The 24,363-nt window shown below is 72.4% G+C and carries 20 protein-coding genes and 2 riboswitches; of the genes, 8 read left to right on the top strand and 12 right to left on the bottom strand.

Annotation, left to right across the window (positions count from 1 at the left end; all coding sequences use genetic code 11):
* Positions 1–39: 39 nt before the first annotated feature.
* Entirely contained in the window at positions 40–1,233 is a 1,194-nt protein-coding gene (locus AC5L38_RS23365) for an amino acid deaminase/aldolase (RefSeq protein WP_495244955.1), read from the bottom strand.
* Between the two features lie 149 nt (positions 1,234–1,382).
* On the opposite strand from AC5L38_RS23365, the gene AC5L38_RS23360 reads away from it, so the two are divergent.
* Positions 1,383–2,045 carry a DUF6286 domain-containing protein gene (locus tag AC5L38_RS23360; protein ID WP_495244954.1) on the top strand — a complete coding sequence of 221 codons (663 nt, stop codon included), beginning with the start codon at positions 1,383–1,385 and terminating at the stop codon, positions 2,043–2,045.
* A 224-nt stretch (positions 2,046–2,269) separates the two neighbouring features.
* On the opposite strand, the gene AC5L38_RS23355 is transcribed toward AC5L38_RS23360, so the two are convergent.
* The 5 genes from AC5L38_RS23355 to AC5L38_RS23335 all read right to left on the bottom strand — a co-directional run bounded on the left by AC5L38_RS23355 (position 2,270) and on the right by AC5L38_RS23335 (position 8,684).
* Positions 2,270–4,312 carry a hypothetical protein gene (locus tag AC5L38_RS23355; protein WP_495244953.1) on the bottom strand — a complete coding sequence of 681 codons (2,043 nt, stop codon included), beginning with the start codon at positions 4,310–4,312 and terminating at the stop codon, positions 2,270–2,272.
* Positions 4,313–4,700: 388 nt separating this feature from the next.
* Entirely contained in the window at positions 4,701–6,077 is a 1,377-nt protein-coding gene (locus tag AC5L38_RS23350) for an L-serine ammonia-lyase (RefSeq protein WP_495244952.1), read from the bottom strand.
* A 72-nt stretch (positions 6,078–6,149) separates the two neighbouring features.
* Positions 6,150–6,542 carry a glycine cleavage system protein GcvH gene (gene gcvH / locus AC5L38_RS23345; RefSeq protein WP_495244951.1) on the bottom strand — a complete coding sequence of 131 codons (393 nt, stop codon included), beginning with the start codon at positions 6,540–6,542 and terminating at the stop codon, positions 6,150–6,152.
* Positions 6,539–7,630 (bottom strand): glycine cleavage system aminomethyltransferase GcvT, encoded by a 1,092-nt coding sequence (gene gcvT, locus AC5L38_RS23340; protein ID WP_495244950.1) that lies wholly within the window; start codon positions 7,628–7,630, stop codon positions 6,539–6,541. Before gcvT ends, gcvH begins: the two co-directional genes overlap by 4 nt.
* A gap of 40 nt (positions 7,631–7,670) precedes the next feature.
* A riboswitch (glycine riboswitch) is annotated at positions 7,671–7,755 on the bottom strand.
* A gap of 2 nt (positions 7,756–7,757) precedes the next feature.
* Positions 7,758–7,856: riboswitch (glycine riboswitch) on the bottom strand.
* A 132-nt stretch (positions 7,857–7,988) separates the two neighbouring features.
* Complete coding sequence (locus AC5L38_RS23335) at positions 7,989–8,684, bottom strand: gamma-glutamyl-gamma-aminobutyrate hydrolase family protein (protein ID WP_495244949.1); 696 nt, start codon at positions 8,682–8,684, stop codon at positions 7,989–7,991.
* Positions 8,685–9,163: 479 nt separating this feature from the next.
* On the opposite strand from AC5L38_RS23335, the gene AC5L38_RS23330 reads away from it, so the two are divergent.
* Positions 9,164–10,183, top strand: coding sequence for a LacI family DNA-binding transcriptional regulator (locus AC5L38_RS23330; RefSeq protein WP_495244948.1), 1,020 nt, complete (start codon positions 9,164–9,166; stop codon positions 10,181–10,183).
* Between the two features lie 60 nt (positions 10,184–10,243).
* Here AC5L38_RS23330 and AC5L38_RS23325 read toward each other — a convergent pair whose 3' ends face one another.
* Genes AC5L38_RS23325 through AC5L38_RS23315 form a run of 3 tightly spaced genes read right to left on the bottom strand, consistent with a single transcriptional unit; the run spans position 10,244 to position 13,706 of the window.
* Positions 10,244–11,008, bottom strand: coding sequence for a 3-oxoacyl-ACP reductase (locus AC5L38_RS23325; protein ID WP_495244947.1), 765 nt, complete (start codon positions 11,006–11,008; stop codon positions 10,244–10,246).
* Positions 11,009–11,013: 5 nt separating this feature from the next.
* Entirely contained in the window at positions 11,014–12,360 is a 1,347-nt protein-coding gene (locus AC5L38_RS23320; protein WP_495244946.1) for an aldehyde dehydrogenase family protein, read from the bottom strand.
* A 2-nt stretch (positions 12,361–12,362) separates the two neighbouring features.
* On the bottom strand, positions 12,363–13,706 hold the full coding sequence (locus tag AC5L38_RS23315; RefSeq protein ID WP_495244945.1) for a glutamine synthetase family protein: 1,344 nt from the start codon (positions 13,704–13,706) through the stop codon (positions 12,363–12,365).
* Between the two features lie 87 nt (positions 13,707–13,793).
* Here AC5L38_RS23315 and AC5L38_RS23310 point away from each other — a divergent pair, with 87 nt between their 5' ends.
* The 5 genes from AC5L38_RS23310 to AC5L38_RS23290 all read left to right on the top strand — a co-directional run bounded on the left by AC5L38_RS23310 (position 13,794) and on the right by AC5L38_RS23290 (position 17,075).
* Entirely contained in the window at positions 13,794–14,513 is a 720-nt protein-coding gene (locus tag AC5L38_RS23310; protein WP_495244944.1) for a FadR/GntR family transcriptional regulator, read from the top strand.
* A gap of 118 nt (positions 14,514–14,631) precedes the next feature.
* Entirely contained in the window at positions 14,632–15,384 is a 753-nt protein-coding gene (locus AC5L38_RS23305) for a hypothetical protein (RefSeq protein ID WP_495244943.1), read from the top strand.
* Positions 15,385–15,433: 49 nt separating this feature from the next.
* Entirely contained in the window at positions 15,434–15,898 is a 465-nt protein-coding gene (locus AC5L38_RS23300; protein ID WP_495244942.1) for a hypothetical protein, read from the top strand.
* Complete coding sequence (locus AC5L38_RS23295) at positions 15,895–16,581, top strand: nucleotidyl transferase AbiEii/AbiGii toxin family protein (RefSeq protein WP_389925355.1); 687 nt, start codon at positions 15,895–15,897, stop codon at positions 16,579–16,581. The genes AC5L38_RS23300 and AC5L38_RS23295 overlap by 4 nt, the downstream gene beginning before the upstream one ends.
* Positions 16,582–16,886: 305 nt before the next feature.
* Positions 16,887–17,075 (top strand): hypothetical protein, encoded by a 189-nt coding sequence (locus AC5L38_RS23290; protein ID WP_472748060.1) that lies wholly within the window; start codon positions 16,887–16,889, stop codon positions 17,073–17,075.
* Positions 17,076–17,263: 188 nt separating this feature from the next.
* Here the strand turns inward: AC5L38_RS23290 and AC5L38_RS23285 are convergent, their stop codons facing one another.
* The 3 genes from AC5L38_RS23285 to AC5L38_RS23275 all read right to left on the bottom strand — a co-directional run bounded on the left by AC5L38_RS23285 (position 17,264) and on the right by AC5L38_RS23275 (position 21,996).
* Complete coding sequence (locus AC5L38_RS23285; protein ID WP_495244941.1) at positions 17,264–19,090, bottom strand: HoxN/HupN/NixA family nickel/cobalt transporter; 1,827 nt, start codon at positions 19,088–19,090, stop codon at positions 17,264–17,266.
* Positions 19,091–19,194: 104 nt separating this feature from the next.
* Positions 19,195–20,499 carry a tetratricopeptide repeat protein gene (locus tag AC5L38_RS23280; protein WP_495244940.1) on the bottom strand — a complete coding sequence of 435 codons (1,305 nt, stop codon included), beginning with the start codon at positions 20,497–20,499 and terminating at the stop codon, positions 19,195–19,197.
* A gap of 105 nt (positions 20,500–20,604) precedes the next feature.
* A complete protein-coding gene (locus tag AC5L38_RS23275; protein ID WP_495244939.1) occupies positions 20,605–21,996 on the bottom strand; it encodes a DUF4331 domain-containing protein in 1,392 nt (463 codons plus the stop codon).
* Positions 21,997–22,559: 563 nt separating this feature from the next.
* On the opposite strand from AC5L38_RS23275, the gene AC5L38_RS23270 reads away from it, so the two are divergent.
* Positions 22,560–24,299 carry an ABC transporter ATP-binding protein gene (locus AC5L38_RS23270; RefSeq protein ID WP_495245061.1) on the top strand — a complete coding sequence of 580 codons (1,740 nt, stop codon included), beginning with the start codon at positions 22,560–22,562 and terminating at the stop codon, positions 24,297–24,299.
* Positions 24,300–24,363: the final 64 nt, after the last annotated feature.

Here is a 24,363-nt window from a genome sequence, read left to right as displayed (position 1 = left end):
GGAGAACGGACCGGTCAGAGGAAGGTGCGTTCAGAGGGTTCAGAGGAAGGTGCGGCCCTCGCCCCGGTAGGTGGGAACCTCGTCCACGACCTCGTCCCCGTCGATCAGGTGCAGGCTCGCGAAGCGCTCGCAGAGCTCACCCGCCTTGGCGTGCCGGAACCAGACCCGGTCGCCGGCGCGCAGGTCCTCGGCGGCCTGCCCGATCAGGGGGGTCTGGACCTCCCCGGCTCCCTCGTCGGCGTCGTAGCGCAGCCCGCACGGCAGGTAGGGCTGGGGCAGGCGGTTGTCGCCGGGGGCGCCGGAGGCGGGGTAGCCGCCACCGAGAACGGTGACGACGCCGGGGGCGGGGCGGCGTACGACGGGCAGGGCGAACAGGGCGGCCGGACGGCCGGTGAACCCCCGGTAGAAGTCGAACAGGCGAGGGTGGAAGAAGCCGGATCCGGCGGCGATCTCGGTGACGGCCCTCTCCTGGGTGGTCTTCTCGATGCTGCCGGTGCCGCCGCCGTTGACGAACTCCAGGTCGGCGATCTGGCGGACGGCCTGGACGATCCGGCCCCTGCGCGTGATCAGCTCGCGCCGGGACCGGGCCTGCATCAGGCGTACGGCCCGGGTGAGGGCGGGGTTGCCCGGAGCGTCGTCGCCGACCCCGGCGATCTGCGCCTCGTACGCCATCAGGCCCACGAGCCGGAACCCGGGCCGTTTCGCGATCGCGGTGGCCAGGTCGGCGGCCTGGTCGATCTCGCGGACGGGGGAGCGGCGGACGCCCGCCCTGAACCGGCCGCCGAAGGCGAGGTAGCCCGCGTCGACGTCCAGGCAGAGCCGGATCTCGTGGCGGTCGCGGACCGCGGAGACGGCGGCCTCGACGAGGTCCAGGTGCTCGGTGTGGTCCACCATGATGGTGATCTCCCGTGCCGCGACCGGGTCGGCGGCCAGCCCGGCGAGCGCGGCGCGGTCGACGGTGGGGTACGCGACCAGCACGTCCCGCATCCCGGTGGAGACGAGCCAGAGGGCCTCGGGGAGGGTGAAGGCCATGATGCCGGTGAAGCCGTCCACGGCGAGGATGCGTTCGAGCACGGCCCGGGACCTGACGGACTTGCTGGCGACCCTGATCGGCTTGCCCCCGGCCCGGCGGGCCATTCCCTCGGCGTTGGCGCGCAGGGCGGGCAGGTCGAGGACGGCGAAGGGGGGATCCAGGTGCGCTGTGGCCCGGTCGTAGCGCTGGCGGTCGTCCATATCCGCAGAATAACCCCGCTCCAACGAATATGAGAGGTATTCATATTGCCGGGCGGGTGGTCAATGCTCCCACCAGGAGGGTTCCAAGATCGCGTAAGTGGGTGGTTGATCCCCGGCCCGGTCCTGCCCGGACGCGTACACATGATCGGATGACGACTACTCTCCAGGACATCCTGGCGGGCTCGGGAGGCACCGGCGGCTCGGGGGCGACAACCGGAGGCTCGGGAGGCAAGGCGGCGGCCGAGCAGTTCCAGGACGTCCGGCGCAGGTCGGTGCGGCTGCTGCGGCCGGGCAGGACCCCCGCCGGTCTTCCCGCGGCCCTCGTGGTGTCCGCCGTGCTGGTGGTCTCGGCCTCGGTGACGGTGGGCCTGCTCACGCAGTCGCCGGTCGCGCGGATCCCCTACCGACGGCTCGTCAACGGCGTCGGCGCGTGGCACTGGTCGGATCCGGCCACGTTCGCCGCGTCGACGCTCGCCGTGGCGGTGGGCCTGGTGATGCTCGCGCTCGCCGCGCTGCCGGGACGGACCCGGCTGGTGCCGCTGGAGTCGGGGGACCCGCACATGGTGATCGGCATCACCAGGTCCGGGCTTCGCCGCACGCTGCGGGAGGCCGCCGAGGTGGTGGAGGAGGTGAACGGGGCCCGGGTCCGGCTCACGTCGCGGATCGTCGAGGTCACCGTGTTCACCGACGCCGAGCGGACCGGGCCCGTGCTGCGCCGGGTGGGCGCGGCGGTGGGCGACCGGCTGGCGGGACTGGGCGCGATGTGCGCGGGCGACGTCGTCGTACGGCTGCGCAGGAAGAAGGCCCGATGAGACCCTACCTGGGCAACCGGATCGGTCTGGCCGTCACCGGGGCGGTACTGGTGTGCGCGGGGCTCTACGCCTTCCTGCGGGGACGCGGTGACATCCCCGGCCAGTCGCCCGGAGCCAGGCTCGTGCGCCGGGGGTTCCCCGGCTGGCTGGCCGAGCATCCGTGGCTGGGCTGGCTGCTGGCGCTGCTGCTGGTGGTGCTGGCACTCCTGGCGGTGCGGTGGCTGCTACACGCCCTGGGATGGGGACGGTGGGGCGGGCGGACCGGGACGGGGACCGCCATGCTCGGGGTTGCTCTTAAAGAAGTCGAAGGGCTCACCCGTGTTCGCGTCAGGCATGTACGGCACGAGCGGCTGCGCATCGGGGTGGGGTGCGCGCCCGGGACGGATGTCGGCAAACTCGTCGCCCGGCTGAACAGGGACGCGGTGGGGAAGGTCCGACGGGCGCTCGGGGAGGTAGAACTCGGCGTGCTGGTTCGCCTGCACGTCCGCCGTCGCTGACCTTCCGAACACGGGCCGCTCACCCGTTCCGCCGGACACGGGCCGCTCACCCGTCCCCCCGGGCACCGGCCGTTCGGCCGTCGCGCCCTGCGCCGGTCGTTCACCCGTTCCGCCGTACGCGGGCCGTTCACCCGTCGCGCCGTACACGGACCGCTCGCCCGTCGCGCCGTACACCGGCCGGTCGGCCGTGTCCGCATAAGTACTGTTCCCGTACGCGGTGCTCCGGTACGCCTGCGCGTCGTACGACCCGTACCCCGCCGCCTCCCCGACGGGGCTCGCGTACACCGGCCGCTCGACCGTCGTGTCGTACGGCGGGAACTCGTCGCCGGGGCCCTCGTCCGGCGGGTCCTCGTCCGGTTCCCCGGCCGCCGCCGCCGCGGGGGCGTTCTCCTCGTTCCTGACCCCGAAGGCCAGTCCGGCGGCCAGGCAGGCCAGCGGGAGGGCGGGGATGACGTAGCGGTGGTCGAAGGCCGCGATGAAGGGCGGCAGGATCAGCAGCATCGTCCCCGCGGCCCAGGGCAGCAGCGCCACGCCGCCGAGCCGCCGCAGCCGCATCAGCACGCCGACCAGGCCGACCAGCAGGATCACCCCGAGGTAGGGGCCCCGCACGAAGACGTACTCCTGGTAGCCGCGCAGCCAGCCCGCGTACGGCTCGGCCATCACCGGCGCCCCCGACGAGCCCTGGTAGGCCACGGTCAGCTGCTCGGCGGTCTTGCCCTGCGAGGCGGCCCCCGAGGAGAAGGGGCGCACGGTGTCGGGGAAGACGTAGGCGCTCTGCGGCCCGGGAGCCGGGTAGACGCGCCGGTTCCAGTCGAAGATGTGGGCCGCGTCCGCCAGGCCCGCCCGCAGGAAGTCGAACGGCTGGGCCATGATCGCCTGGGTGGCGAAGGAGCCCGCGAGCGCGTCGCGCTCCGCCCAGCTGCCCTTGACCTTGTTCAGCGGCGACTTGCCGTCCCAGATGTAGACAGGCGGCGCCGCCCGCTGTCCGAGCGGCTCGACGGGGCACAGGGCCGCCTCGGGTCCGGCCGGGTGGATCCTGTCGCAGTCGGCGAAGGTCATCGTCCGCGCCCAGAGGAAGGCGTTCCCCCTGGTCAGCCCGAAGTTGCCGTGCTCGGCCCTGAACCAGGCCGCGTACGAGCCCAGGCCGATGGCGGCGGCCAGCGTCGCGGCGACGACCGCCCGCCACCCGGCCCGGCGGATCACCATGCAGACCAGCGCCACGGCGATCAGCGGCAGCCCGATCGTGCGGGTGACGGTCGCCGCGGCCAGCAGCGCTCCCGCCAGCGCCGCGACCCACGCCGCGGGGCGTCGCCGCCACAGCAGCAGCGTGACCGCCAGCACCGCCAGGAACTGGAAGAGCAGGTCCGCCATGACGAGGTGTTCGAGCTGGAGCTGGTAGGCGTCCAGCAGCACCGGCAGCGTGGCGAGCGTCGCGCCCCACCCCGGCAACCCGCCCAGCCTGCGCAGCAGCAGGTAGACGCAGACGGCCACGACCAGCCCGAGCAGGTGCTGCACCGCGACCACCGCGGGGATGCTGGCCAGCGGCTTGAGGACCCACAGGAACAGCGCGTAGCCCGCGGGACGGGACTCCAGGGGGCGGGGGGCGAGCCCCGCGTTCAGGTAGACGAAGGAGTCGGCCCAGAACCACAGGGCGGGCCGGTAGCCGAGCATGGCGAGAACCCGCAGGCCGCCGCCCGCCAGCAGGGCGGTCATGAAGAGCCAGTGCGACCTGACGAAGCGGAGCGCCCGCAGGGGGCGGGAGGGTCTCACGGGGCGCTGGGAGCGACGGGAACGGCTTGCCGGGTGCGTTCCCGTTACCACCGCGACCTCCCGAGTCCCGCGCACATGGCCACCCAGCATAGGCGTGGGATCAGAGGGTCTTGCACGTGATGCGAAATTTGATAGGGATCGAGTTGTATGTTCCCAGGAACCTCCGGCTCCGCTCCCGCGCCGCCCCGCTCAGGGGTCCTTTCGCGCGTGGACTCCCGCGAGGTCTGTGGCACCGCGCGCCGGGAGCTCCTGCGGCTCGCCGCTCCAGAGGTCCAGGCGTCTCGTGCCGGGGGCTCCTGCGGCTCGCCGCTCCAGAGACCCCGGGACTCCCGGCGGCCGGGAATCCCCGCCCGGCCCCCGGGCCCCGGCACGGTCGCCGAGGGTTCGCTCAGCACTCGATGACGTTCACCGCGAGCCCTCCACGGCTGGTCTCCTTGTACTTGTCGAGCATGTCGCGGCCGGTGTCGCGCATCGTCTTGATGGCCTTGTCCAGCGAGACGAAGTGGCGGCCGTCGCCGCGCATCGCGATCCTGGCGGCGGCGATGGCCTTGATCGAGGCGACCGCGTTGCGCTCGATGCACGGGATCTGCACCAGGCCGCCGATCGGGTCGCAGGTCAGCCCCAGGTTGTGCTCGATGCCGATCTCGGCGGCGTTCTCGACCTGCTCGGGGGTGCCGCCCATCACCTCGGTGAGCCCGGCGGCGGCCATCGAGCAGGCCGAGCCGACCTCGCCCTGGCAGCCGACCTCGGCGCCGGAGATGGAGGCGTTCTCCTTGAACAGCACGCCGATCGCCCCCGCGGTCAGCAGGAAGCGGATCACGCCCTCGTCGTCGGAGTCCTTGGTGAAGCGGTCGTAGTAGGTGAGCACGGCCGGGATGATGCCCGCGGCGCCGTTGGTGGGCGCGGTGACGATGCGGCCTCCGGCGGCGTTCTCCTCGTTGACCGCGAGGGCGAACAGCGAGACCCAGTCCATCGTCTGCAGCGAGTCCTTCTCCGGCGACTCGCTCCGCAGCTGCCGGTGGAGCTGGTGGGCGCGGCGGCGGACCTTCAGGCCGCCGGGCAGCACGCCCTCCTTGCCGATGCCGCGCCGCACGCACTCGCTCATGACCCGCCACAGCACGAGCAGCTGTTCGCGGATCTCGGCCTCGGTGCGGCCGAACGCCCGCTCGTTCTCCAGCATCAGCCCGGAGATCGACAGCCCGGTCTCCTCGCACTGGGCGAGCAGCTCCGCGGCCGTGGTGAAGGGGTGGGGCAGGACGGTGTCGTCGGCCTTGATCCGGTCGGCGCCCGTGGCGTTCTCGTCGACGACGAAGCCGCCGCCCACCGAGTAGTAGACCTTCTCGCGGATCGTCTCGCCGGACTCGGACAGCGCGGTGAAGCGCATGCCGTTGGGGTGGCCGGGCAGCGAGATCTTGCGTTCGAAGACGAGGTCCTCGCCGATGACGAAGGGGATCTCGCGGGAGCCGTACAGGGACAGGGTGCCGGACTCGCGCATGGCGGCGAGCCGCTCGTCGACCGTGTCGACGTCGACCAGCTCGGGCTTCTCGCCCGACAGGCCGAGCAGCACGGCCTTGTCGCTGCCGTGGCCCTTGCCGGTCAGGCCCAGCGAGCCGTACAGGACGGCGCTCACCCGGGCGGTCTTCTCCAGCAGCCCGTCCTGGTGGAGGCCGCGGGCGAACTTGTGGGCGGCGGCCATCGGGCCGCCGGTGTGCGAGCTGGACGGGCCGATTCCGATCTTGAAGAGATCGAAGACGCTGATCGTCATCTGAATCCTTCCAGCGTGGACGGCCACGCGCGCCCGGGGACGCGCGCGGCCGTGACGCGAGGGGGGAGAGGCTTAGGACTCACCCGAGGTGAGCGCGGCGTACTCCTCCGGCGACAGCAGGTCGTCGGCGGAGCCCTCAAGGCGTACGCGGAACAGCCAGCCGTCGCCGTAGGAGTCACCGTTGACCAGCGAGGGGTCGTCCACGACGGCCTGGTTGACCTCGACGATCTCACCGGAGACCGGCGCGAAGATGTCGCTCACCGACTTGGTCGACTCGACCTCGCCGACCGCGTCACCGGCGGTGATCGTCGAACCGACCTCGGGGAGGATCTGCACGAAGACCACGTCGCCCAGCGCCTCGGCGGCGTAGGCGGTGATGCCGACGGTGAGGGTCAGGCCGTCATCGATGCCGGAGATCCACTCGTGTTCCTTGGTGTAGTGCAGGTCCTCGGGAATGCTGCTCATTTTTTCCTCCTGTAGAAAGGCAGTGCGACGACCTCGACCGGCTCGTGGCTGCCCCTGATGTCCACGGCCAGTCCTGACGACAGGCCGTTGTCCACGTAGGCCATGGCGATGGGCTTACCCAGGGACTGGGAGGGCGCTCCGCTGGTGACCTCGCCGACGACCGTGCCGTCACCGGCGACCACCACCGGATACCCGTGCCGGGGCACCCTGCGGCCGGTCGCGATCAGACCGACCAGGCGGCGGGACGGCGGGACGTCCTCGCGTGATTCGAGGGCGGCCCGGCCGACGAAGTCGCCCGGCTTGTCAAACCTCACCACACGGCCCAGCCCGGCGTCGAACGGGGTCAGGGCGGCCGACAGCTCGTTGCCGTACAGCGGCATCCCGGCCTCCAGCCGGAGGGTGTCGCGGGCGGACAGGCCCGCGGGGATCAGGCCGTGCGGCGCGCCCGCCTCGGTGAGGGCGGCCCAGACCGGCTCCGCGTCCCCGGCCGCGACGAACAGCTCGAAGCCGTCCTCGCCGGTGTATCCGGTACGGGCGACGAGGGCCTCGCGGCCCGCGACGACGGCGGGCAGGCCGGCGTAGTACTTGAGCCCGTCGAGGTCGGCGTCGGTGAGCGAGCCCAGGATCTCCGCGGAGCGCGGGCCCTGGATCGCGACCAGCGCGTACTGCTCGGAGCGGTCGTCCACCGCGGCGTCGAAGCCCTTGGCGCGGCCGGTCAGCTCGGCGGCCACCCGCGGGTAGTTGGAGGCGTTGGCGACGACCATGAACTCGGCGGGGGCGAGGCGGTAGACGATCAGGTCGTCCAGCACGCCGCCCTCGGCGTCGACGATCATCGTGTAGCGGGCGCGGCCGGGCTCCAGCGCGGAGAGGTGCCCGACCAGCGCGTAGTCGAGGGCCTCGGCCGCCTGCGGCCCGGTCACGAAGATCTCGCCCATGTGGGAGAGGTCGAACAGGCCGGCCGCCTGGCGGACCGCGTTGTGCTCGGCGGACTCGCTGCCGTAGCGGAGCGGCATCAGCCAGCCCGCGAAGTCAGTCAGCGTCGCGCCGAGGGACTCGTGCACGCCGCGCAGCGGCGTAGGTCGGGACATGTGCGCACCTCAGACAAGGGACAGATGAGAGCATCCTCCCCCTCTGTCGTGGGTGCCTGAGAGTTTCATCCGGGTTTTACCGGACTTTCACCTTCGGCGAGGTCGTGGGACCTGCTTTCCAGAGGCACCTACCCGCACGGTCCTTTGCCTTGAGAGGTTCGCGGGGAGGGCTTGCTCCTTCAGGGGTCCTGGCCTGGGTGTCAGGACGCTCTCCCGCACGGGATTCATCGGTGTCACCGGCCAGCCTAACCGCCCGCACCGGCCGAGCGAAATCCCCCGCTTCATCGGGGAGGTCGTGCCCGGCCTGCGGGTCCTCCGCCCACGAGGCCCGGGGTGCCCCGGGGCGGCGGGGGCGGAGTCAGGGGGCGGCGTGCCGGACCAGCGCCTCGAACAGGGCCGACTCGTCGTCGGTCTCGGGATGCCACTGGACGGCGACGGCGAAGGGGTGGTCGTCCACCTCCACGGCCTCGATCGCGCCGTCCTCGGCGTGGGCGGTCACGGTCAGGCCCCCGGCGAGCCGGTCGAGGGCCTGGTGGTGGTAGTGGGCCACGTCCACGGTCTCGGCCTCGAAGATCTTCGAGATCCGGCTGCCGGGGGCGAGCCACACCGGCATCCTGCCGTAGCGGCCGGGGGCCGGGGCGTGTCCCGGGTGGCCGACCACGTCGGGCAGGTGCTGGTGGAGGGTGCCGCCCAGCGCGACGTTCAGGACCTGCATGCCCCGGCAGACGCCCAGGAAGGGCAGGCCCCGCTCCAGCGCCGCCCGGACCAGCCCCAGCTCCGCGTCGTCGCGGAACGGCCGGACGTAGCCGGTCCGCTCGTGCGCCTCCTGGCCGTACCGTTCCGGGCCGACGTCCCCACCACCGGCCAGGATCAGCCCGTCCAGGCGCTCCACCAGGGGCGCGGGGTCACCCGCCGGGGGCAGGATCACCGGCTGCCCGCCCGCGCGGGCCACGTGCTCGACGTAGTCGTAGGGCAGGAGGGCGGTGGTCGTCTCCCAGACGGTGAAGCGCGCGGGCTCGACGTAGCAGGTGATGCCGATGACGGGACGGGACATGATCTCCTGTTTCGCCGTGCTTCCACCGATGTCCTGGCGCGGTGTGCCCGTCCCGGTGCTTCTCCCGCACGTTACCGGCCGCGGTGAGCCGACACGCCGCCGGGGGACGGGCGGACACCGTTGCCTCGCACCCGTCCGAGGACGCCCTCTCATGGTGTGCTCCTCAAGGGGCCCAGGGCGTCCAGGCCCCCTTGAGCAGGATCAGGGCGGCGCCCGACATGCGCCTGTCCACGGCGGCCTCCTGCTGTGGAGGTCGAGGCGGAATCGACTTAACCGGCTAAGCGTGGTGAAGACACGGCCGCTATGACAACGATGTCAACGGCACGTCGACCATGTGGCCCTTCTTCGGCGCGCGGTCGTCACCCACGGCTCACGCCGTCGGGTCGGCGCCGAGGGGGAAGGTCGTCAGGGGATCGGGACGGTGCGTAGTAAAGTACGCAGCGGAAACACGTCGGATAACCGGTTCAGGTGGGGGTCTCGTGAAGCGACCGACGATCGCCGACATCGCTCGTCGCGCGGGGGTGTCCAAGGTCGCGGTCTCCTACGCGCTGAACGACCGCCCCGGCGTGTCCGAGGCGAGAAGGAACACCATCAAGGCCATCGCCAGGGAGATCGGCTGGCAGCCCAACAGCGCCGCGCGCGCGCTCAACGGGGCGCGGGCCCGCGCCGTCGGCCTGACCGTGTGCCGCCCGGCGCGGGTGCTGGGGATGGAGCCGTTCTTCATGGAGCTGATCAGCGGCATCGAGAGCGAGCTGTCGGCCCGCTCCTACGCCCTGCTCCTTCAGGTGGTGGCCGACCACCGGCAGGAGGCGGAGGTCTACCGCAGGTGGTGGGGTGAGGGCCGCGTCGACGGCGTCATCCTGGTCGACCTGCACTTCGACGACACGCGCATCCCCGAGATCGAGGGTCTGGACCTGCCGGCCGTGGTGATCGGCCATCCGTCGGAGACCGGTTCGCTCGCCCCCGTCTGGTCCGACGACGGCGCGGCCATGCGGGAGACGGTGGAGTATCTCGCCGCGCTCGGCCACCGCAGGATCGCCAGGGTCGCCGGGCTGCCCGCGCTGGTGCACACCGTCCTGCGCGACCGGGCCTTCACCGCCGCGTGCGACGAGCTCGGCCTGGACGGTCACTCCATCGTGCACACGGACTACACCGGCGAGGAGGGCGCGCGGGCCACGCGGCGGCTGGTCAGCGCCGCGAACCGGCCGACGGCGATCGTCTACGACAACGACATCATGGCCGTCGCCGGGCTCTCGGTCGCGCAGGAGATGCGGCTGGAGGTGCCCGCGGACCTGTCCCTCGTGGCCTGGGACGACTCGCCCCTCTCCCAGGTGGTGCGACCGGCACTGACCGCCCTGGGCCGGGACATCCCCCACTACGGGGCGCAGGCCGCGCGGAGCCTGCTGGCGCTGATCGCCGGCGAGCACGTCACCGGCGTCCAGACCGAGACGGCCAGGCTCACCCCGCGAGGCAGCACGGGCGCGCCGGGCCACCGGTGACGGACGCCCGGAGCGGTGCGACGTGCGCCGCGCCCGTGCCCGGACGCCCGTCACCCGCGTTCAGAACGGCGTGACGTAGGCGCCGGAGATGCCGCCGTCCACCAGGAACTCCGAGCCGGTGATGAAGCTGGCGTCGTCGGAGGCGAGGAACGCCACCGCGGCGGCGATCTCGGACGCCTCGGCGAAGCGGCCCACCGGGATGTGCACCAGGCGGCGCTGCGCCCGCTCGGGGTCCTTGGCGAACAGCTCCTGCAGCAGCGGCGTGTTCACCGGCCCCGGGCACAGCGCGTTCACCCGGATGCCCTCGCGGGCGAACTGCACGCCCAGCTCGCGCGACATGGCCAGCACCCCGCCCTTGGAGGCGGTGTAGGAGATCTGGCTGGTCGCCGAGCCCATCACGGCCACGAACGACGCGGTGTTGATGATCGACCCCTTGCCCTGCCGCCGCATGTACGGGATGGCGTGCTTGCAGCACAGGTAGACCGAGGTGAGGTTGACCTCCTGGACCCGGCGCCAGGCGTCGATGCCGGTCTCCAGGATCGAGTCGTCGTCCGGCGGCGAGATGCCCGCGTTGTTGAACGCGATGTCCACGCTGCCGTAGGTGTCGAACGCGGCCCGGAACGCGCGGGCGACGTCGTCCTCGCTGGTCACGTCGGCCCGCACGAACAGCCCGCCGACCTCGTCGGCGGCCGCCGGACCGGTCGTCTCGTCCAGGTCCACGCACACGACGCGGGCGCCCTCCTCGGCGAACCGGCGCGCGGTGGCCAGGCCGATCCCGCTTCCGGCGCCGGTGATGACGGCGACCCGGTCCTGCAAACGCAGCATCGCTACTACTCCTCGGAAATGAAGACGTTCTTGATCTCGGTGAACGCTGACAGGGCGTCGGGCCCCAGCTCGCGGCCCAGGCCCGACTGCTTGAAACCGCCGAACGGGGTCCAGTAGCGGACGCTCGAATGCGAGTTGACGCTGAGGTTGCCCGCCTCGACCGCCCTGGCCACCCGCAGCGCCCGGCCGACGTCGCGGGTCCAGATCGACCCGCTCAGGCCGTACGGGGTGTCGTTGGCGATGCGCACGGCGTCCGCCTCGTCGTCGAACGGCACCACCGACACCACCGGTCCGAAGATCTCCTCGGTGAACGCCCGGTCGTCCGCCGAGCCGGGCGTCAGGACCGTCGGCGGGAACCAGAACCCCGGACCCGGCGGGCACTCGCCCTGGAGGTGGGGCGGCTCGGTGACGAAGGAGGCGACCCGCTCGCGGTGCTCGGCGCTGATCAGCGGGCCCATCTCGGTGGCCTCGTCGCGGGGGTCGCCGACCCTGACGCCCAGCACCGCCTCCCCGAACCGCGCCAGGAACTCCTCGTGGACCGAGCGCTCGACCAGGATCCGGGAGCGCGCGCAGCAGTCCTGGCCCGCGTTGTCGAACACCGCGTACGGCGCGGTCGCCGCGGCCCTGCCCAGGTCGGCGTCGGCGAAGACCACGTTGGCGCTCTTGCCGCCCAGCTCCAGGGTGAGACGCTTGACCTGCCCGGCGCAGGTGGCGGCGATCTCCTTGCCGACCTCGGTCGAACCGGTGAACACGATCTTCGCCACGCCGGGGTGCCCGACCAGCCGGGCGCCCGCCACCTCTCCGGCACCCGGCAGGACCTGGAAGACCCCCTCGGGCAGGCCGGCGGCCAAGGCGAGCTCGGCCACCCGCAGGGCGGTGAGCGGCGTCCACTCGGCCGGCTTGACGATCACGGTGTTGCCCGCGGCCAGCGCCGGGGCCATGCCCCAGGTCATGATGACCATCGGGAAGTTCCACGGCACGATCACGCCGACGACGCCCAGCGGCTCCCTGAAGGTGACGTCCAGCCCGCCGGGCACCGGGATCTGCAGGCCGTGGTTGCGCTCGGGCGCCCCCGCGTAGAAGTCGAGCACGTCGGCGACGTTGCCCGCCTCCCAGCGGGCGTTGCCGATCGTGTGCCCGGAGTTGGCGACCTCCAGCAGGGCCAGCTCCTCGGCGTGCTCGCGCACCAGCGAGGCGAAACGGCGCAGCAGCCGGGCCCGGTCTCCCGGGCCGACGTCCCGCCACGTCGCGAAGGCCCGCCTGGCACGCTCCACGGCCCGGTCGGTCTCGGCGGCGTCCGCCATCTCGACATCGGCGACGACCTCTTCCGTCGCCGGGTTGATGATCTTCACATTCACATCCGTTCGAATCCCCGGAAAAGCTCCCAGTCGGTCACCGCCGCGTCGAAGGCGGCGAGCTCGACCCGGGCGTTGTTCGCGTAGTGCGCCACGACGTCCTCACCGAAGGCGGCCGTCGCGAACGCGGAGCCCTCCCAGAGCGCCAGCGCGTCCCGCAGCGTGGTCGGCACGGTCTCCGCGCCCGACGAGTAGGCGTTCCCCGTGAAAGCGTCCTCAAGCGGCAGCTCGTTCTCGATGCCGTGCAGCCCGGCCGCGATCAGCGCCGAGACCGCGAGGTAGGGGTTGACGTCGCCGCCGGGCACCCGGTTCTCGATCCGCAGCGAGGGGCCGTGGCCGACCAGGCGCAGCGCGCACGTCCTGTTGTCCACGCCCCACTTGACCGCGGTGGGGGCGAAGCTGCCCTGTACGTACCGCTTGTAGGAGTTGATGTTCGGCGCGTACAGCAGGGTCAGCTCGCGCATCAGCGCGATCTGCCCGGCGATGAAGTGCTCTCCCGTCGCCGACAGGCCGTGCGGCCCGGAACCGGCCATCACCGGATCGCCACCGGTGTCCCTGAGCGAGATGTGGATGTGGCAGGAGTTGCCCTCGCGCTGGTTCGGCTTGGCCATGAAGGTGATCGCCATGCCCTCCTGGGAGGCGATCTCCTTGGCGCCGTTCTTGTAGATCGAGTGGTTGTCGCAGCTGGACAGGGCCTCGCCGAAGCGGAAGGCGATCTCGTGCTGGCCGAGGTTGCACTCGCCCTTGGCCGACTCGACGTACATGCCCGCGCCCTCCATGCCGAGCCTGATCCTGCGCAGCAACGGCTCGACCCTGGCGGTGCCGAGGAGGGAGTAGTCGACGTTGTAGAGGTTGGAAGGGGTCAGGTCGCGGTAGCCGCGGCGCCAGGCGTCCTCGTAGGTGTCGTCGAAGACGACGAACTCCAGCTCGGTCCCGACGAAGGCGCCCCAGCCGCGCTCGTCCAGCCGGGCGAGCTGCCGGCGCAGGATCTGGCGGGGTGAGGCGGTCACGTCGGAGCCGTCCTCCCAGACCAGGTCGGCCATCACCAGGGCCGTCCCCTCCTGCCACGGCACGCGGCGCAGGGTGGACAGGTCGGGCTTCATGACGAAGTCGCCGTATCCGCGCTCCCACGACGACATGGCGTACCCGTCGACCGTGTTCATGTCGACGTCGACCGCGAGCAGGTAGTTGCAGCCCTCGGAGGCGTGTCGCAGCACCTCCTCCAAGAAGTAGCGTCCCGACAGGCGCTTCCCCTGGAGGCGGCCCTGCATGTCGACGACCGCCAGCAGCACGGTGTCTATCCGGCCCGCCCGCACCTCGTCGTGGAGCTCGGTGACGTCCACATGCCCTCCTCGTCGGGGTCCTATTGGGCTAGTGTCAGACCATTGACGTGTAGCGGGGGGAGCCTTGTCAAGGGCCGGAGGGGATAATTGGATGAGGTGTCGCGATTGACCGCCGTGCTGCGGCCGGTGCGGGCGGGCAACGCGTTCGAGGAGACCGTGGAGCGCCTGCTCCAGGTCATCAAACTGGGGCTGGTGGCCGAGAAACTGCCGCCCGAGCGGGAGCTCGCCGCCCAGCTCGGCATCAGCAGGGTCACCCTGCGCGAGGCCATCCGCGAGCTGCAGGACGCGGGCTACCTGGAGGTGCGCCGCGGCCGGTACGGCGGCGCCTTCCTCACCTACACCCCGCCCCGCCCGCACCGGGACGACCTGCGCAGGGCCGTGGCCGACATGGGCACCGACGACCTGTCCGACGCCCTCACCTTCAGGATGGCCGTCGAGTGCGGCGCGGCCCAGGTGCTCGCCACCACCTCGCTGACCCCCGAGCGGCGCGAGACCCTGCGGGAGAGGCTGCGCGAGGTCAACTCGGCCGGGCCCGACGACTACCGCCGCCTCGACACGGCCTTCCACCTGGCCATCGCCGAGCTGACCGGCTCCGCCCTGCTCGCCGGGGCCTGCGCCGACGCCAGACTCCGGGTCACCGACCTGCTCAACGCCATCCCGGTGCTCCAGCGCAACATCGAGCACGCCGCCGTCCAGCACCAGGCGATCGTGACGGCGATCCTCGCCGGGGACCCGGAGGCCGCGCGCCGCGCCGTGGCCGAGCACCTGGAGGGGACCGCGGCGCTGCTGCGGGGATTCCTCACCTGACGCGCGCCTCTTACGGCCGGCCCGAAAAACCGCCGTGCCGCCGTGCCTCCCGTGCCTGCCGGAGGCCTCCCTCGCATAGCCTGGGAGGACGGTGGGGGATTTGTTCCGAGAGCGAATCATGGACACAGGACGGCTGCCGCTGTTCTGTTTCTTCGTCGCGCTGATCGCCGTCTTCCTGCTCACCAGGATCAACGTCCGGCTCATCCGCGCCAAGATCGGCTGGTTCGGCGACGTCAACGTGGGCGAGATGCACATCCACCACGTGGTCTTCGGTGTGGTGCTGACCCTGCTCGGCGGGGTGTCGGGCCTGATCGTCTCGGGGGTCTCCGAGGGCTGGTACGCGGTGACGGCGGCCGTCTTCGGCGCCGGAGCCGCCCTGATCCTGGACGAGTTCGCGCTGATCCTGCACCTGCACGACGTCTACTGGGAGGAGGAGGGCCGCGCGTCGGTCGACGCCGTGTTCATCGCCGTCGTGGTCACCGCCCTGCTCCTGCTCGGCCTGCGCCCCCTGGGCTGGGAGGACTACGACAGCGAGCCCCGGGGCACGTTGCTGACGGTCGGCTTCATCGTGACCAACCTCGCGCTCGCCGTGATCACGCTGCTCAAGGGCAAGATCTGGACGGGGCTCGCCGGACTGTTCGTCCCGATCCTCCTGGTGCCCGGCGCGATACGCCTGGCCCGCCCGGGATCGCCCTGGGCCCACTGGTTCTTCGCGCCCGACTCCCGGCGCCCGCAGCCCCGCAAGATGGCCAGGGCCGAGGGCCGCGAGGAGCGCTGGCGCCGCCCGGTGATCCGCGGCAAGATCGCCTTCCAGGAGTTCCTCTCCGGCCGCCACGATCTCCCCTCCACCCGCCGCCGTTCCCGCCGCTGAGCCCGCGCGCCCCGTGGACCCCGGGTGAACGACGGGCATACTGGGAGGCGTGAGTACGCTTCCGTCCCGATGGGACGGCGTGGAGCAGCGCGTCCCCGAATCGCTGGCCGACCTGCGCGGCCCGGCGACGGGGAAGGTCGCCCTGCCCGTGCACCTCGGCTGGTCCGGGCTCACCGAGTACGACCTGGTGAACCCGCTGCTGCGGATGAGCCTCTACCGCACGGTCATCACCGGCGGGGGCCGGTCCGACGCCGAGTCGTATTTGAACGCCGAGCTCCTCGTGGCCGACTGGCCGACCCTGCGCCGGGGCATCGGGCCGAGCTACCGCAGGGCCTGGGAAACCAAGATCGCCGCCCTGGGCTGGCGGCACGACGCCGGACCGGGCACCGGAGCGATCCCCGACGCGGGGACGGGCACCGCGGTGGGTCGTGAGGCAGGGACGGCGGGCGCCGTGACGCCGGAGTGGACTTCCGGAACCGGGGCGGGCGCCGTGACGCCGGGGTGGGAGCGATGATCCTGCCTCCCTTCCAGCAGCGGATGCTGGAGGCCGCGCTGCCCGCCTGCACCCGGTTCGGGCTGGTCCTGGCGGGCGGGTACGCGATGAACGCCCACGGCTTCACCGAACGCCCGAGCAACGACCTCGACTTCGCGACCGCCGCCGAGACGCCGCTGCCCGAGGTCGCGGAGGGGATGGCCGAGGCGTTCAGGGAGGCCGGGCTGGAGGTCACCCTGACGGAGGTGACGCCCCGGATGGGACGCCTCGTGGTCAGCGACCCGGTGACCGAGCAGAGCTGCGAGTTCGACCTGCTCAGGGAGGCGTTCCAGCAGCAGCCCGTGATCGTCGGCGACGTCTCCGTCGTCTCCCTGGACGACGCGGTCGGCCTGAAGATGCGGGCCCTGCACGAGCGCAGCCTCGCCCGCGACGTCATCGACATCGCCTCGGTCTCCCACCTGTACGGCTTCCGCGAGCTCGAACACCTCGCCCGCCTGCACAACGAGGAGTTCGAGCTCGCCGAGCTGGTGATGCGGCTGGAGTTCGTCGACCTGATCGCCGACGAGGACTTCGAGGCCTACGGCGTGAACGGCGAGCAGATCATGGAGATCCGCCGGTTCGCCTGCGCCTGGGTGGAGGACATCGGCCTCCGCCGCGCCGAGGAGGGCGACGTCGACTACGACGACGTCCCCGACCCCGACTGAGGAAGGACGTTTCCGGCTCCGGCCGGGGAAACCGGGAAGGGCGTCGGCCGTGCCACCGGTAGTGGCAGGGTCGACGCATGGCCATGCCGCACCCTGTGAATCCGAGGATCAAAAAGTCGATCACCCTGCGTCGGTCCGTTGCCGAGGAGGTGGAGTCCCGAACAGGTCCCCGGGGCTTCTCGCGCTTCGTCGATCGGTCGGTCGAGCAGGGACTCGCACTGTTGAAGGCTCAGGAGGACGCATACTCGGCCGGCCGCCGGGCAGTCGACGGTCCTCTCTGCTGAAGGGTGCTGATCATGGGTCTTATGGAGAAGCTCAACCTGCGCGAAATGAAGGCCAAGGCCAAGCTGAAGCTGGCCAGCCGGACGGGCAACCGCCGGATGGTGGCCGAGGCCAGGACCGAGGAGGCCGAGGCGAAGCTTCTGAAGACCCAGGACGAGATCCTGGACACCGTCGCGGAGATGCGCAAGGAGTACGGCGCCCGCCGCCGCTGACTCCCACCCTGCCGCACCGAATGCCGGTGTCCCGCCGATGGGCTCCCTCGGGAGCCGACTCCGGATCGGCGGGACACCGGCACGCGACGGCCCGCTCCGACGGAATCCGCGAGGAGACCTCGGGCGGGACACCGGCACGCGACGGATGCCCGGGAACGAGTTCGATGGGGCGCTTTATCGCCGGGCACTCAGAGTGACCCCGTGAGGCCCCGCAGGGCCAGTCCAAGGCCGAGCAGGACGACGAGGGCCGCCGTGCCGACCGGCGCGAAGGCCGATACGCGGGCCGCGAGGCCGCCGCCCGCCGCGGCCAGGCGGTCGAGCCGCCCGGTGAGCCTGACCAGGAGCAGCCCGGTGGCGGTGAGCGTCCCCGCCATCCCCACGCCGTAGGCCAGGACCAGTGCGATCCCGAACCAGGTGCGGCCGAGCGCGATCGCCCCGAGCAGGACGACGAGCGCCGACGGGCTGGGCACGAGCCCCCCGGCCACCCCCATGCCCACGAGCCCGCCCTTCGAGGGGGCCGCCTTCCGGGGACCGGCAGGGGCCGCTCCGGCGTCCCGCGCCTCCATCCCGCCGGTACGCGACCGGGCCTCCTCGCCGAGGTCGGTCCCCTCCCGCTCCAGCAGTGCCACGGTACGGCCCTCCCCGGCAGGCCGGCCGTGCCCGTGCCCGTGTCCGAAGTGCCCATGTCCATGTCCGTGGCCAAAGTGCCCGTGCCCATGGCCGAAGGCCGGGGGGTCGCCGGTGCGGTAGGCGCGCCAGGCGGACAGCAGCAGGCGGACGCCCACGGCGAGGATCAGCAGGCCGCTGGCCAGGCCGAGCCAGGCGAGGACCCCCTCTCCGGTGAGGACGGAGAAGGCGCTCAGCAGGAGGCCGACCACGACGACGCCCAGGGTGTGGGTGGCGGTCACGGTGGCGCCGACGATCAGCGCGTCACGGGGACGGCCCCTCCTGCCCGCGAGGTAGGCGGCCATGACGGTCTTGCCGTGGCCGGGGATGAGGGCGTGCCCGGCGCCCAGGACCGTGGCCAGCAGGACGGCGAGCAGTCCCAGCGGCAGGGTCGGCGAGTCGGTGCCGACCAGGCCGACGAACGTGCGGTCGAGCGCGGCCAGCGCGTCGGCGACCGGCCCGTCGGGTACGAGCGGGAGCGTGACCGCCACCGACCCGGTCCCGGGGGCCACGCCGAGCTCGGCGGCGCGCTGGTCGAGCGGGCTGGACAGCAGGCCGTCCGGGTAGGCCCGCAGTTCCTCGCTGACGCTCGTGCCGGGCACGGACGACCGTGCCAGCCGTACCCCTCCCTCGGCCACGGCCGTGATCTCCCGCCAGCCGATCCGGTCGGCGAGATGCCCGTCGCCGAACGAGATCGCCCCTGCCCCCTGGAGAGGGGCGGCGACGGCGGAGAGACGGCAGGTCAGGCGGGTGGTCTCCAGGCCGCCCTGGCCGGGCTCGTAGGTAAAGGAGCTCTCGGCGACGCGCCAGGGCGTCGCGGTCCCGTTCACCGTCAGGCGTTGCGCGGCGGCGAGCTCGGCGCAGCGGGCGGTGCCGTACGCCGATCGTTCGGAGTCCGAGACCGTGCCCGAGCGGTCGGTGTCCACCGAGGGGCGAGCCTGGAGGGTGGGCAGCTCGGCGCTGTCCACCACCGCCAGGTTCTCCACCAGGTTCCGGCCGATCCGCAGGCCGTTGTAGTGGTTGACGGTGAAGTTGCCCAGCGGGTGCGCGACCCGCGCGCCGGTCGCGGTGGCCACGCCGCGCGCGGGAGCGGTACCGGTAGCGGCGCCGAGCGCGGCGGCGGTCACGGTCGCCGTGCCGGTCGCGGTCACCGTGGCTGTGCCGGTCGCGACGGTGGCGGCGGCGGCTGCCGCGGGCGCGAGGACGGTGAGCGCGCACACCGCGCCCGCCACCACCGCGCCCGTCGCCACCGCGCCTGCCGACACCGTGCCCGCCGACACCGCGCCCGTCACCGTCGCGACCGCCCTCGCCGGGAGGGCCGCGCCGAGCACCGCGCGCGACGCCTTCATCAGCCACGACGACCAAGACAACCATGGCGACCACGACAACCTCGGTGTCCTCGGTGTCCTCACGAGGTTCGGCGCTGTCGTCGGTCTCTGTATCTCTGGGAACTTCATGACAACCTCGCGAGGGCGGGCAGGCCGGGAGAGAAGGAGGGGTTGGCCGCGCGGGCGCGGGCGGCGGAGCGCCTCGCCTCTCCGGCCATGCCCAGGGCACGTTCGATCTCCGCGCGGTGGTGCAGCGGCAGGGCGTTGCGCCAGCCGGTGGCGGTGGCCTTCCTCGCGTACGGCAGGGCCTCGCGGCTGCGGCCGTCGCGGTGCAGGGCCCAGGCCAGGGCGTCGGCGGCGACCACGTTCGGGTTGCGGGCGTACTCGGCCCGCGCGTGCGTGACGGCCAGTGCGGGGGAGCCGTGGTCGGCCTCGTACTCGGCCCAGGTCAGGTCGTCCCTCACCCCGGCTTTCCGCATCAGGTCGCGTTGCGCCCGCAGCAGGGACCACTGCTCGGAGGGGTCCCTGCCCGCGGCGGCCAGCACCTCGGCGTACTCGACCACGTACTGGGCCAGGGGCAGCCGGGCGACCACGGTGGCGTAGCGGTCGATCGCCTCGGCGGTGCGCCCGTCGAGCGCGGCGGCCCTGGCGCTTCCCGCGAGGGCGGGGACGAAGCCGGGCGAGGCCTCCAGCGCGAGCCGGTACTGCTCGGCGGCGCCGCGCCGGTCACCGGAGTGCAGGGCCAGCTCGCCCAGGTAGTGGCGGCAGTAGGCGACGTCGGCGGGGGAGAAGGCGTCGGAGAGCGCGTGTTCCAGCATGCGGCGGGCCGTCGCGCGGTCGCCCCTGAGCTCGGCGTCGTAGGAGGCGCGGGTGAAGGCCGCGACACCGGGACGCAGCTCCATCATCCTGCCGACGGCCCGCCCGGCCTCCCCGTACCTGCCGAGCTGGGTGTAGGCGTCGGCCAGCACCGCGTGGGCGTCCAGGCCGTAGGGGTTGGCGGCGACCGAGGAGCGGGCCAGCCGTACGGCCTCGGCGAACTCGTGGCGCCCGGCGGCGAGCGCGGCCAGGCCCGTGAGCACCTCCGGGTCGCCGGGGCTCAGCGCGGTGGCCCTGGCCAGCGCCCGCTCGGCGCGCGGGTAGGAGGACGGGTCGGCGGTGACGCGCGCCTGCTGGACGTAGGCCGCGCCGAGCCGCGCCCAGGCGTGGTGGTCGGCGGGCAGCCGCCGGAGCCGGTCGGTCAGCGCCCTGATCGCGCCGTCGAGGGAGACGGCGGAGACGGACGTCCCGGCGAACTCGACCCGGGGGGCAGCGGGCACGGGAACGGGAGCGCGGGCGGGCCGGTCGCCGGGGATCAGCGCCGCCCCGAGGGTCAGCGCCGCGGCCAGGCCCAGCACGGCCGCGGCCGTACGGGCTCTCGCGGAAGTCTTCATGGTCGTCGTCCCTCTGGTCGGCGCGGGAGAGCGCGGGAGAGCGCGGGAACGCGCGGGGGCCCGAGGGCGCGGAACCCGGGAGAACCGGGCCCCGCGCCCTCGCGGTCAGCTCGCGTTCACCGACGTGTTGCCCGGCAGCGGGATGTACGGGAACACGGTGCCGAACGGCTTGTCGTTGGCGTCCACCTTGTCGCCCGCGGCCAGCGCGTCGACGAGCTTGCCCGTCCGGGCGGCGCCCGCCATCGCCTGCAGGGCGATGTCGACGACGTCGTCGCCGAGGCGGCGGCCGTTCGGGAAGCCCTGGAGGTCACCGGCGAGCACGCCGAGCCTGTTCGGGGTCGCCGCGGGCGGGATCGCCATGTTCAGCCGCAGCATCTCCGACGGGCGCAGCTTCCCGGCGTCCTTGTTGAGGCTCTGCGAGTTGAGGTCGGCCTTGATCGGGCCGTTCTTCTTGGCGATGCCGGTGAGGAAGATCTCGACCAGGTCGTCGCGGGGAGTCTTCGGCGCCTTGAGGCCGTAGATGGCCTCGAGCAGCTTGGGCACCTCCGGCTCGGTGACGCGCTTGACGACGGCGGGGACCCCGGCGTCCCGGTCCGGCGGCAGGGCGTTGAAGGCGTCCTTCAGCCCGGCCGGGACCACGACCTCGTTGACCAGCGGCTGGCCCAGGCGGGAGACCTGGACGAAGCCCTTCGGGCTCCACTTGTCGACGGTGGACCAGACGCCGACGACGGGGTTGCGCTTCGGGTCGCCGCGCAGCGCGATCTCGTCCTTGGGCAGCTGCAGGGCCAGGCTGTGCACGTTGTAGCCCTTGAGCGTATCCTGGCCGACCTCGGACAGGTCGCCGCCGTACAGCAGGTCGAAGACCCGCAGGTCGGCGAAGAACGCCTCGTCCGACTGGCCGGCGAAGACGCTGCCCCCGCCGGGCAGCTTCTTGACGGCCTGCGCGCGCAGTTTGCCGTAGTCGGGGACGGAGGCCGGGCCGGTGTTGCTCGGCGCCACCACGCCGTTCGCGACCAGGGTCTTCGTGCCGTGGGCGGTGCTCCTGGTGAGCTTGTAGCGCTGCTTGAACAGCAGGTTCTTGTCGTTCAGCGAGGTGACGGGGCCGTTGTCGTACAGGAAGGTGCCGTTGCCGCGCCGGTCCTCGTTGCGGAACGTCCACTGGTAGACGACGTCGGGCACGGCGTCGCCATTGCTGTCGATCTTGATGTTGTAACGGGAGTCGGTGTCGAACTGGTAGAAGTTCGGCCCGCCGTTCGGCTCCTCGAACGGGATGAAGTTGGCCAGCAGCGTGACGGTGCCGGGCTTGTCGGGGCTGACGAACGCGTACACGTCGGTGTTGTCGTTGCGGGGGTCGCCCGCGATCATCGGCGCCTCGCGGTGCGAGGAGGCGTTGCCGGTCTCGGCTCTCAGCAGGGCGAACGAGGAAAGCGAGGAAGCGGCCAGCGCCCCTATGACGCCCATGCCGATCAGGGCGCGCCGGTTGATCCGGAGCTCCATGTCAGTTGGTCCTTTCGGCCGCCGGTCACGGTGTGACCGGCCGTGGGTACGGGGATGCGAGAGGGATCCGGCCGGGTTCCTCGCTCCCCATTCGCCGCCGCGCCCTCCCCGGATTGGCGCCGGAGGAGGGGATTTCCCGCCGTTTTTCCGGCCGTCTTTCCCGGTGCTTTTCCGGCCCGGCCTCCCGCCGGTTTCCGGTCCTCCCACTCGTCTTTCCCGCCCGCCGCCCGCCTCCCGCCGCCCGCCGGTTTTCGGTGCCCCGCGCGCTCGCCTGATTCGACTCTCCGCCCCCGCGTGACCCCTTCGGGGCAACCCGGGTTGACACGAATGATGACGTCAACTTATGTTGACGTCATCGACTTTCGTCTTCAAAACAGGGCGAGACGCCCGAGACGGACTCGCGCGCGGTAGACAGGAAAAGCGGCCGCAGGCCGATCACGTCGTTTCCGAAGGGGGACACATTGCCGGGGGTCACATTGCCGGACGACACGGTGCCGGGGAACCCGGACGACACGGGGCCGGAACGAACGGGGCCGGAGGAGACAGGACCGGGGAAGACGCCGCTGGGAGACACGAAGCCCGAGACCGCGTCCTGGCGGTTGCTGACCGCGTACATACGACCCCACCGCGGTGCCCTGCTGCTGGGCGGGGTGCTCAGCCTCGTCGGCTCGCTGGCAGGGCTGGCGATGCCGCTCCTGGCCAAGACCGTCATCGACGCCTTCGGCGAGCAGCGCTCCCTGGTCGGCCCGGTGCTCGGCCTGACCGCCGCCGTGCTCCTGGGCGCGGCCATCGGCGCGCTGGGCAGCTACGTGCTGGAGCGGATGGGCGAGGGCATCGTCTTCTCCGCCCGCCGCACCCTGGTCGACCGGATGCTGCGGCTGCGGGTGTCCGAGGTCGACCGGCTCAAGCCGGGTGACCTGATGTCGCGGGTCACCTCCGACACCACGCTGCTGCGGGCGGTGTTCACCAGCGGCGTGGTCGAGACGGTCAGCTCGCTGTTCATGCTCGTGGGCGCCGTGGTGATGATGGCGGTCATCGACGGGTTCCTGCTGCTCATCACGCTGGGAGTGCTGGTCGTGGTCGGCGGGTTCGTCAGCCTGCTGATGCCCCGCATCCAGCGCGCCTCGATGCAGGCGCAGGTCGCGGTCGGCGAGATGGGCGCGGTCCTCGACCGGGTGCTCCAGGCGTTCCGCACGGTCAAGGCCAGCGGTGCCGAGGAACGGGAGATCGCCGCGGTGGGCGAGGCGGCCCGCGAGGCGCGCGACCGGGGGGTCGCCGTCGCCTGGCTGACCTCGATCGCCGGTGTCTCGGCGTGGGTGTCCGCGCAGCTGGCCTTCGTGGCCGTGCTCGGCGTGGGCGGCGCGCGGGTCTCCTCGGGCTCGCTGGAGGTCTCCTCGCTGATCGCCTTCCTGCTGTACCTGTTCTACCTGGTCGCCCCCATCGGCCAGCTGGTCAACGGCTTCACGCAGGTGCAGAACGGCCTGGCCGCGGTGAAGCGGATCCGCGAGATCGAGGAGCTGCCCGCGGAGGAGGCCGGCGGCTTGGCGTACGAGGTCGGCAGGGCCCCGGCCGGGGTCGTCTTCGAGGGCGTCGCCTTCCGCTACGGCGACGACAGGCCGGTCGTCCACGACGACGTCTCCTTCGAGGTGCCCGCGGGCGGGCTGACCGCCCTGGTGGGGCCCTCGGGGGCGGGCAAGTCCACGGTCTTCGCCCTGCTGGAGCGCTTCTACGAGCGGCGGGCGGGCAGGATCGCGATCGACGGCCGCGACATCGCGGACTGGCCGCTCGCCGAGCTGCGCGCCTGCCTCGGCTACGTCGAGCAGGACGCGCCGGTGCTGGACGGCACGCTCAGGGAGAACCTCGTCTTCGCCGCGCCGGGCGTGGAGGAGGCCGACATCTGGCGGGTGCTCGCCCGCACCCGCCTGGAGGACCTGGTCTCCCGGCTTCCCGAGGGGCTGGAGACCCGGGTCGGCCATCGGGGGATCATGCTCTCCGGCGGCGAGCGCCAGCGGGTCGCCATCGCCCGCGCCCTGCTGCGCACCCCCCGGCTCCTGCTGCTCGACGAGGCCACCTCCCAGCTCGACGCGGTCAACGAGCTGCGGCTCCGCGAGGTGATCGCGGAGGTGGCGGCGGAGACGACCGTGCTGGTGATCGCCCACCGCCTCTCCACCGTGGCGGGGGCCGACCGGATCGTGGTGATGGAGGCGGGCCGGGTGCGGGCCGTGGGCACCCACGAGGAACTGCTCGCCGACGACGCCCTCTACCGGGAGCTGGCCGCGACCCAGTTCCTGCTGCCCACCTAGGGCCGTCACCCGGTTCCCGTCGCCCGCCGGAGCCGCGGCCCGGTTCCCGTTGCCCACACGGCCC

The sequence above is a fragment of the Streptosporangium nanhuense genome (genome assembly GCF_059358815.1).
Note: the sequence above shows the minus strand (reverse complement) of the source record. Positions and strands in the feature narration are given on the sequence as shown.